We start from the raw sequence: 13,325 nt of genomic DNA, 5'->3' as shown, positions 1-13,325 counted from the left end.
CCATAGAGACGTCATGAGCCTCCTCGATTTCCTTCCAGGTGCATGTTCCTTCTTCCAGCATACGTAGTGCACTCAGTTTTTGTTCAATCGAATGCCGACTTCTCGCCATAAAAAAACACTCCCCAATTGATAAACAGATTTGTTATTTCATCTGTCTACCTATTGGGGAGCATATCAAAGCGATGGGGTCTTTGTCATATGGAAAAATGTATGTATTTGTTCGATGAGACGCGGAAATGGGAATAAGTCCGTAGAGACATTTTACAGAAAGAAGGCACGTATCATGAAGCTGACACGAGGACGACTGTTAGAATTCGGATTCGTCTTGTTCATGGGGATTATTCTCATCACGTCCATCATTCAAGGAGCGTGGTTTAACGCGAGTGTCGCCGGGGCGGGGATCGTCTCGGGACTGATTCCGTTCATGTTGGAGAAGATATTTAAAACCGAGTTCGATGCCAAGATGAAAATCGCCTATATTATTTTCCTGTTCGCCTCGCAATATTTGGGTTCGATCGTCGGATTATACAGCAATGGATGGTGGGACACGTTTTTGCACGTGTTGAGCGGGATATTTTTGGCGTTTCTTGGTTTTGACTTCTTTAGTCGTCTCGATGAAGACACACGGCTCGAGATGCCGAAGCGCTTTCTCTTCGTTTACATCGTCGTCTTCTCGATGGCGGGCGCGGCGTTATGGGAGATGTATGAGTTCACGTCAGACATTGTGTTGCAGACGACGATGCAAGGGAACGGGAACGATGACACGATGGTTGATATAATTGCCGGATCGCTCGGAGGGATCATCGCTGCCTTATTGGTGACAGAAATCCATCGGAAAGAGCAGATTAAAAAGAAGAATGGAACCACCTAAAAATAATAGCGCTTACAAAACGCTCGAGACGTCTCGAGCGTTTTATTTGTAATAATTATTATCTTTTAATATTATTAATTTAGTAATAATGATTATTAAGAGGAGGCAACAATATGGATCAACATCGTCATCTAACTACTAACCAAGGCGTTCCAATCGGGGACAACGCCAACTCCATCACAGCCGGCCGCCGCGGCCCAACGCTTCTCGAAGATTATCAGCTAATTGAGAAACTCGCCCACTTTGACCGTGAGCGCGTGCCGGAGCGGGTCGTTCATGCCCGTGGTGCCGGAGCACACGGTGTCTTCAAAGTTAAAAATAGCATGAAACGATATACGAAAGCCAAGTTCTTGCAAGAAGTTGGTCAAGAAACACCAATTTTTGCCCGCTTCTCGACGGTCATCCACGGTCTCGGTTCACCGGAAACGCTTCGTGACCCGCGTGGATTCTCAGTCAAGTTCTACACCGAAGAAGGGAACTACGACTTCGTCGGAAACAACTTGCCGGTCTTCTTCATCCGTGATGCGATCAAGTTCCCAGACGTGATCCACTCGCTCAAACCGGACCCACGGACGAACCTTCAAGACCCGGACCGTTTCTTCGACTTCATGTCGCTCACACCGGAATCGACGAGCATGCTCGTGCACTTGTTCAGTGATGAAGGCATCCCGGCGTCGTACCGTCACATGCGCGGTTCATCGGTCCATTCGTTCAAATGGGTAAACGAATTTGGGAACACGGTGTACATAAAGCTCCGTTGGGTTCCGAAGCAAGGCATTAAAAACTTGTCGATGGACGAAGCGGCCAAAGTGCAAGCGGAAGACTTCAACCATGCGACGCGCGACTTGTTCAACGCGATCGAAGAAGGCGACTTCCCGGAATGGGACCTTTACGTCCAAATCCTCGATCCGGCCGATATGGACAACTTCGACTTCGACCCGCTCGATGCGACGAAAGACTGGTTCGAAGACATCATCCCGTATCAACTCGTCGGCACGATGACGCTCAATAAGAACGTCGACAACTTCTTCGCCGAGACGGAATCGGTCGGGTTCAACCCGGGCGTGCTCGTCCCTGGGATTCAACCGTCTGAAGACAAGATGCTGCAAGGTCGTCTGTTCTCATACTCAGACACGCAACGCTACCGGATCGGAGCGAACTATCTCCAACTCCCGATCAACTGCCCGTTCGCACAAGTGTCGAACAACCAACGTGACGGCGCAATGCCGTTCAAACAACAGACGAGTCCGGTCAACTACGAGCCGAACCGTTACGAGGACACACCGAAACCGGATGCGGCTTATATCGAAACCGAGCAACCGATTTCAGGAGTAACGGGTCGTCAGAAAATCGAGAAGACGAACGACTTCGGGCAAGCGGGTGAAGTGTACCGCCGCTACTCGCAAGACGAGAAAGATGGTCTCGTGCGTAACTTGGTCGCCCACATTAAAGAAGTCCGTCATGAGAAGACAGTCCTTCTCTTGATCTGCAACTTCTATCGTGCTGACCGTGACCTCGGGGAACGCCTCTCGAAAGAGTTGAACGTCGATATCACGCCGTTCTTGAGTCAAGTGACGGAATAAATCATCAGCAACAGAGATACCTAACCGTATCTCTGTTTTTTTGTTTACCGTGGATACTCTACGAAGTGCAAACGTGAATGAAAGCCTCCAAAATTGTCGGGAGTCTTCCCGTATGCCAAGATAAGAAAAAAAGGGGGAAGTTACATGAATCAAGTTATCGAAACATTACTGAACCATCGCTCCGTCCGTTCGTTCACGGACGAGACGCTCACGGAAGAACAAATCCGTCTCATCGTCGAGAGTGCCCAGCGCGCCTCGACGTCGAGCTTCATCCAGGCGTATTCGATCATCGGCGTGACCGATCCTGACAAAAAGGCCCGTCTCGCAGAAATCGCTGGCAATCAACAGTACGTCGTCGACAACGGTCATTTCTTCGTCTTTTGTGCTGACCTTTACCGGCACGAACTGATCGGGCAACTGCAAGAAGCCGCCGTCAATCCGACGCTCGAGACCGATGAGAAGTTGCTCGTCGCCGTCATCGACGCCACGCTCGCGTCACAGAATGCCGTCGTCGCTGCCGAATCGATGGGGTTAGGCATTTGTTACATAGGCGGGATCCGCAATGATATGTCGGCGGTCAAAGAGTTGCTCGGTTTGCCGGAGCGGGTGTTGCCGCTGTTCGGGCTCGCGGTCGGTGTCCCGGCGCACGTCGAGGATCAAAAACCGCGGCTCCCACTCGAGCATATCTATCATGAGAACACGTACGATGCCGATCCGAATCAACTGAAGCAAGAGCTCACAGCTTATGACATGACGATTCACGATTACTACGCAGCACGCGGGTCGAACCAACGGAGTGACACATGGACCGGACAGATGGGACGGATGTTGTCGAAACCGACACGACTCGATGTGAAAGACTTCTTGAAGACACAAGGCTATTTGAAGCAATAAGAAAACCGCCGGGAGGCGGTTTTCAGTTTGGGGGATACGTCGTCTTAAAAATGAAGGGAGACAATCACAATTAAAGGAACTAAATCTCTATTAATCTGTATATTGATCGTTTCAACTATACTGATTGTCTTTATATCTTTCGAATTTCTAATTTTGAAGATACTTGGTCTACAGTATGAATCGTTGTGGAGTCTGCTACTCTTCCTCATCGTATATGGAATTTCTGAAATCCCGACCAACTTGTTTCTATCTGCATGCTTGAAGGCGTTGACTACTCTCGATATCATCCCATCCCATACAGGGGTGTTAGCCCTGTTTCTGCACATCGCGAGTACATATATCATACTGCACATCATCGACCGATTGATGGCATCGGTGTCGATTTCTCAACTCGGGATTCTTGTTTTCTCCCTTGTTATCGGTCTAGTAGGTTGGCTATCCATTCAAAATGATCCTGGACCTCCAAAGAGAGGATCGAAAGAATTTGAAGACTACAAAAAAAGAATCAATTGAGTTTCAGACGAGAGAAGCATGGTGCCCGTCATAGGAAACAATTCGAGACGAACAAAGGAGCGGCTAATCTCAATCGAGAGAAAGCTGCTCCTTCGTTTTCAATTTGTATGGGCATTGAGCCAAGCGTGGTCAATCGCCCCGAACTGTTTGGCTGTGATGACACCATTTTCATCGAGCACATACGTCGTCGGCATCGCTTGGATCCGGTAGGCGTTCCCGACGGCACCGTCCTCATCGTAGACGACTTGGAACGCGTCTTCATAAGGCTCGACGAACGACCGCGCCTCGTCGACGTCACGTTCACTCGTCGTCGTGTTGACGGCAACGATCGTCACGTCATCTTGCTCGCGGGCAAACTTGGCCATGTCTGGCATCTCGGCCCGGCACGGTGGGCACCATGACGCCCAAAAGTTGACGACGACACGCTGCCCGCGTAAGTCTTCTAAGTTAAGCGTCGTCTCGTCCGTTCGTTTCAATTCGAAATTCGGCGGAACTTGACCGATGTTCAGTCCTGCCGCTTGAGACGAGTCGGCAACGAGCGTTGGTGTCTCGTCCGGTAAGCTCGCGTTGATGATCGCGAGCAGGACGACGAGCCCGAGCCCATATTGGATCGCCTTTTGAGACGGTCGCGCCACGTATATGGCGATGGCGAAGAGCACGATGAGCAGGATTAGCCCCCACCATTCGAACGTGCCGGTCACATAAGTTCCGATCGACCAAATCGCCAACGCCCCGACTAAGGTCCAGAGTTGTGCCCCGAGCGTGGGTATCCGCATCCAGCGCCACGTTGCGACGAGTAATAAGGCGATGAGGAAAGCCAGGTATAAATGGAGAGGCTGCGGCGATGAAAGCAATGGGAGCGTTCCGTACTTCGGCACGACGATCGTCACACCGAACCATAAAAGTAGGGCTGAAAATAGCCAATAGCCCCGAAGCCCGGGAGCAAGTCGGAAGACGAAAAATCCGATCGTTGCAATGGCGACGAGGATCGACCAGATGCCGCCCGTCGCGTACAGCGATAGCGCCAAACTGCCGGTCGAAGCGAGGCCGATGATGATGGCGCTCAGTTTCCAGGCAAGAAACCCGGCGAACCACGTCCCGAGGACGGCGTCGCGGTCTTTTTCCGTTAAGCCGATTTTTTTGAAGCCGATGTAGAGACCGAGCAGACTGACCATGAAGACGAGCAGGTCGAGTCGGACGTTCAGTGGACCGATTGCAAACACGATATCCCTCCTAGAGAAAAAGCGCCCAAACGAGTGGGCGCTTTCTTTGTTTTTAGTATAGCATTAGCCGATTTGTTCTGCGTTGAGGACGGTCTTCATCGCGGCATAGCCACCGAGGATGTTTTGAATATCCTTGTAGCCGAGCGATTGAAGGACGCTCGCGGCCATACGTGAACGGACGCCTGACGCACAGTGGACGGCGATCGTCTTGTCTGTCGGTAGACCGTCGTGGTCACGCATGAGTTTACCGAGCAAGATGCGCTCTGCTTTCTCATAGTGACTTGCGTTCCATTCTGTCGCGTTGCGGACGTCAAGGACGAACACGTCGTTCTTCTCAGCTGATTCGATCGCTTGTTCAGCCGTCACGTCCGTGTACGTTTCTGTCAATAGTTCTTGACCGAGCTCTTCGACAGGGACGATGAAGCGGAGACGGTCAAGACCGATCGATTGAAGGTCTGTCTGCACTTCTTCGACGTCTTCCGCGCTCGCGATGAGCGTGATGTCTTTGTCGAAGTTCACGAGCCAGCCGGCCCATGAGACGAATTTTGTGTTGTAAGGGATGTTGATCGTCCCAGGGACGTGACCTTGCGCGAAGTCTTCGCCTCGACGTGTGTCGACGACTTGTGTCGCTTCGACGAGTGTGTCGAGACGGTCCGTGCCGACGACTTCCGGACGAGCGATCTCGTTCGTCACTTGGATGCCTTCTTTGTTCACTTTTTTCATCATTGCGAAGTAGTTCGGCGGTTCTGGTTGGTCCGTCGTCAACTCTTTGATGAATGCGTCTTTGTCCGTCATTTGGAGCGCCCAGTTCGTCGCTTTCTCATAACCGACCGTTGACGTTGGGATCGCGCCGAGCGCTTTCCCGCAAGCGCTGCCGGCACCATGACCAGGCCAGACTTGAACGAAGTCAGGGAGAGCCTTGAACTTGTTGAGCGAGTGGAACATTTGCTCGGCACCGATGGCCGTCGTTCCTTTCACGCCGGCGGCTTCTTCGAGCAGGTCAGGGCGTCCGATATCGCCGACGAAGACGAAGTCGCCTGTGAAAATACCCATCGGTTGCGTTTGGTTGCGGTCATAGAGCAAGAACGAGAGGTGTTCTGGTGTGTGGCCTGGTGTGTGCATGACTTCGAGCGTGACGTTACCGACTTTGAACGTGTCGCCGTCTTTGACGAGTTTCGAGTCGATGTCTTTCGCGAACGCGTATTTCCATGACGCGTCACCTTCATCTGACAAGTAGGCTGTCGAGCCAGTGCGTTTCGCAAGTTCGAGCGAACCTGAGACGAAATCGGCGTGGATGTGTGTCTCAGCCGTCGCGACGATCGTCATGCCTTCTTTTTCAGCTTCTTGCAAGTACGGTGTGATGTTGCGAGCCGGGTCGATGACGACCGCTTCGCCGGTCATTTGGCAACCGACCATGTAAGATGCCTGTGCTAATTTTTGATCATAGAAATAACGTAATAACATATGATATACCCCCTAGAATAGTTGACTGTAAACGTTAGTTGTCGTGCTGCTTTATATTAAGAAGTGATTAAACCGTTTCGCCTGTCCAGCTCATCATGCCGCCGTCGACGTTGATGACGTCAAAGCCGAGTGAGTCGAGGTAAGCTGACGCGTTCATGCTGCGTCCGCCTGCCGCACAGATGACATGAATCGGTTTCGTGCGGTCGAGCTCATCGACTTTCGCACTGAATTCAGACAACGGTAAGTTTTTCGCTTGTTTGATATGTCCGCCTGCAAATTCATCCGTTTCACGAACGTCGATCAAGTTGAGCGTTTCATCCGTGCTTAGCAATGTTTCTAATTCAGTCGTCGTAATCGTCTTCATGTGGTGTTAATCCCCTTTTCTAATCAAGTTATGTTTAAAGTGAGTAACTTTCGTTGTTTTTAATATACCCCCTAAGGTATACTCAATGCAAGGAAAAGAATTGGAGGTCAAAAATTGCGTAAATTAACGATTATCTTAACGATTTTAGTGATTGTGACTGTCGGAATCGTAGTTTTCACTTCGAAAGAGGATGGAATCACCCAAATTGACGTCGAAACACTACAAAACAGATTGGAAAACGAAGAAATAACCTTATTGGACGTCCGTGAACTAGATGAATACGAGGGGGGGCATATTGAAGGAGCGGTGAACGCACCACTTTCTTCATTAAATGAAACCAAATTACCTTATGCGAAAGATGAACCGATCTATATCATTTGCCGCAGTGGCAATCGAAGCGCCCAGGCGGCCGAGTTGTTGCAGGATCGAGGTTATACGGAAATTTATGACGTCTCAGGCGGTATGATCGCTTGGGAACAAAAATAAAACTTACTTATCTAATAGGGTAGGAAACTGGAGGAGCTAGTATGGAGTTAGAGTTTATCATCACAATCTTTTTGATTGGCTTTATCGGATCATTCATCTCAGGAATGGTCGGGATCGGCGGATCAATCATCAAATATCCGATGTTGTTGTACATTCCGCCGCTTCTTGGCTTCGCGGCGTTCAGCGCCCACGAAGTATCTGGAATCAGCGCGATTCAAGTGTTCTTTGCGACGATCGGTGGGATTTATGCGTATCGTAAAGGCGGCTATTTGAATAAACAACTCATCCTTTATATGGGTGTCGCCGTCTTGATCGGAAGTTTCATCGGGGGCTACGGCTCGACGCTGTTGTCGGAGAACTTGATCAACGTCGTCTATGCGGTCCTCGCGACGATTGCGACGATCATGATGTTCTTGCCGAAAGCGAACGTCGAAGATTTGCCGCTCGACCAAGTCACGTTCAATAAACTGATCGCGGCCAGTTCGGCGTTTATCGTCGGGATCGCAGCCGGGATTGTCGGAGCGGCTGGAGCGTTCATCTTGATGCCGATCATGCTCGTCGTGCTCCGTATCCCGACGAAGATGGCAATCGCGAGTTCGCTTGCGATCACGTTCATCTCATCGATCGGGTCGACAGCAGGTAAGATCATCACCGACCAAATCGTCTGGGAGCCGGCCTTCGTCATGATTATCGCGAGTTTGATTGCGGCACCGATCGGGGCTAACATCGGGAAAAATATGAAGACGAAGTCGCTCCAGATGATTTTGGCGTTGCTCATTTTAGCGAGTACGGTCAAAATCTGGATGGACATCATCGGCTAAATGAATCGTGTTTCAAAAGCTATCGAGTTCACTCGATAGCCTTTTTTAGATGAAGATTGCAATAAAAATGTTAAGTTTGTGTAGCATTGTAAACGTCAAAAAGTTGAATTAAGTTCAAAAGAACGTTAAAATACTCTTTATACGTCTGTACGTTTGTTAGTCGACGCACTAACTTACCATATGAAAATGACCTAAGGAGTGTTTGAATGAATCACACGAATCAATCGAAAGGGAAATTAGAGCGGTTCCGCCACGCGGCAAGCGACTCGTTCCGGACGCATCGCCTGTTTTGGATGTTTACGATCCTGTTATGGACGAAGTCACTGATTGCGTATCAGTTCTTCTTTAACATGCCACCTGAGAACGCGGTCCAAGCGTTCATTCTGTTCATCAACCCGTTAAGTTTCACGTTGTTCTTGTTTGCCTTTAGTTTCTTCTTCGGAGGCAATAAACGGAAGTGGGCATTATACGGTCTTTACACGGTGTCCTCGCTCATCTTGTTTGCGGATACGACCTACTACCGTGAGTTCACTGACTTCTTGACTGTGCCGTTATTGTTCCAATCGTCGAACCTAGAGACGTTATCGTCGTCATTCCTGTCGTTGCTTGAATGGAAAGACTTGCTTCTGTTAGGAGATCTCGTCGTGCTTCCGTTCTTGCTCTGGAAACTAAAAGAGACAGGTAAAGCGTCGCAACGCCGCGTGTTGCTCACGTTCGGTGCAGCTGCCGCCGTGTTCGGCTTTAACCTTGTCCTCGCAGAGACAGAGCGTCCAGAACTGTTGACGCGTTCGTTCGACCGTGAACTGCTTGTTAAAAACTTAGGCACGTTCAACTTCCACGTCTATGACGCGATGATTCAAACGAAGACATCGGCGCAAAAAGCGCTCGCGGACGGTTCTGAACTCGATGAAGTCGAGAACTACACGCGTCAGAACTATGCGGCGCCGGACCCGGACATGTTCGGGAAGTATAAAGGCAAGAACGTCATCGCCATCTCGCTCGAATCGACACAGAGCTTTACGCACAATATGAAAGCTTCGAACGGCGAGTACATCACGCCGAACTTGAACAAGTTGATCGACGAGTCTCACTTCTGGCCGAATTATTACCATACGACCGGTCAAGGGAAGACGTCGGACTCTGAGTTCGCGCTCGACAACTCGCTGTACGGATTGTCGCGTGGCGGCGTCTACTTCACGAACGCCGACAACGAATATGATGCGCTTCCTAGTGTCATCAAAGAAGACAACTACTATTCGGCGGTGTTCCACGCCAACAACAAATCGTTCTGGAACCGCGACCAGATGTATCAAAACATCGGAATCGATGAGTTCTTTGATGAGAAGAGCTACGATTTAGGCGACCCGGCCAACATGACGGAATGGGGTCTCCTCGACGATGAGTTCTTCTTACAGTCGGTACCGATGCTCGAAGAACTGCCGGAACCTTACTTCGCGAAGTTCATCACGCTGACGAACCATTTCCCGTTCACGATGCCGAGTGCGGACCATGAACTCGTTCCGAAATTCGAGACGAACTCGACAACGCTCAATAACTTCCCGCAAGCGCTCGCGTATCAAGACTACGCCCTCGGGTTGTTCATTGATGAGTTGAAAAAGAACGGGACATGGGACGATACGATCTTCGTCGTTTACGGTGACCATAACGGCATCTCGACGAACCATAACGCTGCCATGGCCGATTTGCTCGGGAAAGACGAGTTGACGCCATATGACGTGGCAAAACTTCAGTCAGTCCCGTTCGCGATTCACTTGCCTGGTCAAGACAAAGGTGAAGTCCACGAGACGGTCGGGAGCCACGTCGATATGAACCCGACGATTCAGCATTTGCTCGGGTTCGATACGTCTGATCAAATCGGGTTCGGTAACGACTTGTTCGCGCCAGAACGCAACGATCGCGCCATCTTCCGTGACGGTACGATCGTGACAAGCGACTATTTGTTCACCCAGTCAACGTGTTATGACGCCGAGACAGGAGAAGTCGTCGATGACGCGAAAGTATGTACGCCACTTGAAGACGAGGCGAACAAAGTGCTTGAGATGAACGATAAGATCATCTATTCGGACTTGCTTCGCTTTAAAGAAAATAACTAAACACGCGAGAGAAAAGATTTTAAAAATCTTTTCTCTCTTTTTTTGTTGTCTGAAAAATAAATCGGCGGCAAAATCGAATCGACTTTGGTGAAAATCAGGGTTGGTGAGGTAAGCGGTTACATGGTTGGTGTGAAGGGGGATACCAAGCCGGAGCAGCGAGGGGACGTGAAGAGAGAGAACGAAGTGTGTCGTTATATCCTTATAAAAATGAACGAATCCGCATGCGGACATCTAGGAAAAAGTTGAGGCTCATCGGTTGTCATCGTGCTCATTCTCGGGTAACATCTGAGTTGTTGTGAAGTTATGAACGAACTGTGAATACGGCTTCTATAATTTGATTAAGTTGATTTCTGTGAGAGTCAGAAATCAATTTAAAAATTTTTATAGAGAGGTGTGTTCATTTGGAAAAATTGAATACGGTAAAACAAGAATGGCTCGGGAATCCCCGTGCTGAAGTGATGGCAGGGATCGTTGTGGCCCTTGCACTCATTCCGGAGGCAATCGCCTTCTCACTGATCGCTGGATTAAACCCGATGGTAGGACTATATGCGTCCTTTATCATCGCGATGGTCATTTCGATTACAGGAGGACGCCCCGCGATGATTTCGGCCGCGACGGGCGCGATGGTACTCCTTGTCGTCGATCTCGTAAAAGATTATGGACTTCAGTACTTGCTCGCTGCAGGGATACTAGCTGGTGTGATCCAGATCTTGCTTGGTTTTCTTGGTATAGCTCGTTTAATGAAGTTCATCCCGCGTGCGGTTATGGTCGGCTTCGTTAACGCCCTTGCCATTTTGATCTTCCAAGCCCAGCTTCCGCAATTTGGAGGCGAGACGTGGATCATGTGGGCCATCGTTGCAGCATCGCTTGCGATCATCCTTGTTTTCCCACGCATCACGTCAGCAATCCCGGCGCCGCTTGTCGCCATCGTGGCGATGACGTTGCTCGTGTTCTTTATGGGACTTGAGACGAAAACGATCGGAGATATGGGGACGATCACGGCAACGCTGCCGATGTTCCTCTTGCCGGACCTCCCGCTCACACTCGAGACACTTATGATCATCTTGCCTTATTCGTTCTCGCTCGCCTTTGTCGGTTTGATTGAGTCGCTATTGACGGCTCAAATCGTCGATGACATGACGGGTACAGATTCGAATAAGAACCGTGAATCAAAAGGTCAAGGGATCGCCAACATCATCGCTGGTTTCTTCGGTGCGATGCCAGGATGTGCGATGATCGGACAATCGGTCATCAACGTCTCGTCTGGAGCACGTGGTCGCTTGTCGACGTTCTCGGCAGGACTTGCGCTCCTCATCATGATCATGACGATGAGTAACATTTTAATGCTGATTCCAGTCGGGGCACTCGTCGGTGTCATGTTCTTCGTCGCCTATGCGACGTTCGACTGGGGCTCACTGAAAACGCTCAAGACAGGTCAAAAGACCGATTCGCTCGTCATGGTCACGACGGTACTTGCGACCGTCCTCACGCACGACTTGTCGATCGGTGTCATCACCGGAATCGTGACGGCCGCCGTCATCTTCGCCGCGAAAATTTCGCGTGTCGAGCTGAAGCGTCGCCAAGACGGACAACGTGCACACTATGAAGTGAACGGACAGCTGTTCTTCGCGTCTACGTCTGACTTTGTCAACCAGTTCGATGTCGAAGCAGATGTCGAAGCAGACGTGAAACAAGTCAGTATCGACTTCGTCAACACCCATCTTTGGGACGATTCGGCCATTGGGGCCATCGATAAAGTCGTCTTCAAATATCGGACGGTCGGAATCGAACCAGAACTGTTAAACTTAAACAAAGATTCAGAGAAGCTGTTGAACACGCTGGCGCTCCATCTTCGTCAACAAGATGCGAACGTCGGCCACTAAGAGGGGGAACTTACAATGAGTAAAATCTTTCTAGCGATTGATGGTTCAGACCATTCGATGCGTGCCACCCAAAAAGCGGTCGAACTCGCCAAAGTGACATCATCTTCAATCGATGTCGTCCATGTCGTGTCACCGAAAGAATCAAAAGAAAGCGCCCTTCAATCGACGGGTAAAATCGATCTTGAAGTGAGACGGAAACAACGTCTTCAAGTGTTTTTCGATGCGATCACCGAAGCGGGCGTTTCGTACGAGTATATCGAACTCCGCGGCGAACCTGACGTTGAACTCGTCAACTACGCCAACCATGAACCGTATGAATTCGTGGTCGTCGGCTCGCGCGGCCTCAATACGTTCCAAGAGTTCGTATTGGGCAGTGTCAGCCACAAGCTTGCTAAACGTTCGTTGTCACCTGTGATCATCGTTCGTTAACAGAAAGCGCCACGAGACTTTCGTGGCGCTTTTGCTGTATAGAAAAAGGAGGAGCTTATGACATTGAATTATACGGGAGAACGGGTCATCCCAGATCAAATGGACCCGCTGAACGGTATGTTACTTGAACATATTGCCCGTTATCATTTTTCATTGTTGTACATGGACGGACGCGTGCTCGACTTTGCGAGCGGTGTCGGATATGGGAGTCAGTTGATTGCGAAAAATTTGAAGGGGCAAGTCGATGAGGTCGTCGCCCTCGATTTATCAGAAGAGACGACACGTTATGCACGAGGCCGATATTATCATCCGAACGTGACCTATGTCGTCGGGGATGTGCTTGATCGAACCTTACCCGAACAACTCGGCACGTTCGACTGTATCGTCAGTTTTGAGACAATCGAGCATGTGGACGATTTTGAAACGTTCATGGCGAACGTTTGGGAGTTGCTTAAACCGGGTGGTACGCTCGTCTTGTCGACGCCGTTCGGTCAAGGAGTCGGTAAACCGACGAACGAGCCGTTTCACGTCCATCAATTTACAGAACAAGAGTTTACAGCGTTGTTCGATCGGTTCGCCTCGACCGAGTTCTATTACCAACGGGGTGTGCTCGTCGAACCGAAACGACTTGAGCGTCATTATCCGATCGGGATCGCTGTCGCTACAAAAAAATAATTGAA

The 13,325-nt window shown here is 50.0% G+C and carries 13 protein-coding genes; 10 read left to right on the top strand and 3 right to left on the bottom strand.

Annotated features, from left to right (window positions below; all coding sequences use genetic code 11):
• Positions 1-283 precede the first annotated feature (283 nt).
• The 4 genes from EVJ24_RS09085 (at position 284) to EVJ24_RS15585 (ending at position 3,861) form a co-directional block, all read left to right on the top strand.
• Positions 284-871 (top strand): hypothetical protein, encoded by a 588-nt coding sequence (locus EVJ24_RS09085; protein WP_131441066.1) that lies wholly within the window; start codon positions 284-286, stop codon positions 869-871.
• 113 nt (positions 872-984) lie between these two features.
• On the top strand, positions 985-2,454 hold the full coding sequence (locus EVJ24_RS09080; RefSeq protein WP_131441065.1) for a catalase: 1,470 nt from the start codon (positions 985-987) through the stop codon (positions 2,452-2,454).
• Between the two features lie 144 nt (positions 2,455-2,598).
• On the top strand, positions 2,599-3,348 hold the full coding sequence (nfsA, locus tag EVJ24_RS09075) for an oxygen-insensitive NADPH nitroreductase (protein ID WP_131441064.1): 750 nt from the start codon (positions 2,599-2,601) through the stop codon (positions 3,346-3,348).
• A gap of 63 nt (positions 3,349-3,411) precedes the next feature.
• Positions 3,412-3,861: a YrvL family regulatory protein gene (locus tag EVJ24_RS15585; protein WP_131441074.1), complete on the top strand. Its 450-nt coding sequence runs from the start codon at positions 3,412-3,414 to the stop codon at positions 3,859-3,861.
• 98 nt (positions 3,862-3,959) lie between these two features.
• On the opposite strand, the gene EVJ24_RS09065 is transcribed toward EVJ24_RS15585, so the two are convergent.
• The 3 genes from EVJ24_RS09065 to EVJ24_RS09055 all read right to left on the bottom strand — a co-directional run bounded on the left by EVJ24_RS09065 (position 3,960) and on the right by EVJ24_RS09055 (position 6,912).
• Positions 3,960-5,084, bottom strand: coding sequence for a redoxin domain-containing protein (locus EVJ24_RS09065; RefSeq protein WP_131441063.1), 1,125 nt, complete (start codon positions 5,082-5,084; stop codon positions 3,960-3,962).
• Positions 5,085-5,147: 63 nt separating this feature from the next.
• Positions 5,148-6,548, bottom strand: coding sequence for an MBL fold metallo-hydrolase (locus EVJ24_RS09060; protein ID WP_131441062.1), 1,401 nt, complete (start codon positions 6,546-6,548; stop codon positions 5,148-5,150).
• 67 nt (positions 6,549-6,615) lie between these two features.
• Entirely contained in the window at positions 6,616-6,912 is a 297-nt protein-coding gene (locus tag EVJ24_RS09055) for a rhodanese-like domain-containing protein (protein ID WP_131441061.1), read from the bottom strand.
• 114 nt (positions 6,913-7,026) lie between these two features.
• Here EVJ24_RS09055 and EVJ24_RS09050 point away from each other — a divergent pair, with 114 nt between their 5' ends.
• The 6 genes from EVJ24_RS09050 to EVJ24_RS09025 all read left to right on the top strand — a co-directional run bounded on the left by EVJ24_RS09050 (position 7,027) and on the right by EVJ24_RS09025 (position 13,320).
• Positions 7,027-7,398 carry a rhodanese-like domain-containing protein gene (locus EVJ24_RS09050; protein WP_236637610.1) on the top strand — a complete coding sequence of 124 codons (372 nt, stop codon included), beginning with the start codon at positions 7,027-7,029 and terminating at the stop codon, positions 7,396-7,398.
• Positions 7,399-7,439: 41 nt separating this feature from the next.
• A complete protein-coding gene (locus EVJ24_RS09045; protein ID WP_016508199.1) occupies positions 7,440-8,219 on the top strand; it encodes a sulfite exporter TauE/SafE family protein in 780 nt (259 codons plus the stop codon).
• 206 nt (positions 8,220-8,425) lie between these two features.
• Positions 8,426-10,333, top strand: coding sequence for an LTA synthase family protein (locus EVJ24_RS09040; protein WP_131441060.1), 1,908 nt, complete (start codon positions 8,426-8,428; stop codon positions 10,331-10,333).
• A 401-nt stretch (positions 10,334-10,734) separates the two neighbouring features.
• Positions 10,735-12,216 carry a SulP family inorganic anion transporter gene (locus tag EVJ24_RS09035; RefSeq protein WP_131441059.1) on the top strand — a complete coding sequence of 494 codons (1,482 nt, stop codon included), beginning with the start codon at positions 10,735-10,737 and terminating at the stop codon, positions 12,214-12,216.
• A gap of 15 nt (positions 12,217-12,231) precedes the next feature.
• Positions 12,232-12,645, top strand: a complete 414-nt coding sequence (locus EVJ24_RS09030; RefSeq protein WP_070327803.1) for a universal stress protein — start codon at positions 12,232-12,234, stop codon at positions 12,643-12,645.
• 57 nt (positions 12,646-12,702) lie between these two features.
• Complete coding sequence (locus EVJ24_RS09025; RefSeq protein WP_131441058.1) at positions 12,703-13,320, top strand: class I SAM-dependent methyltransferase; 618 nt, start codon at positions 12,703-12,705, stop codon at positions 13,318-13,320.
• Positions 13,321-13,325 lie beyond the last annotated feature (5 nt).

The sequence above is a fragment of the Exiguobacterium sp. SH1S21 genome (assembly GCF_004337175.1).
Classification (GTDB): Bacteria; Bacillota; Bacilli; order Exiguobacteriales; family Exiguobacteriaceae; genus Exiguobacterium; species Exiguobacterium aurantiacum_A.
Note: the sequence above shows the minus strand (reverse complement) of the source record. Positions and strands in the feature narration are given on the sequence as shown.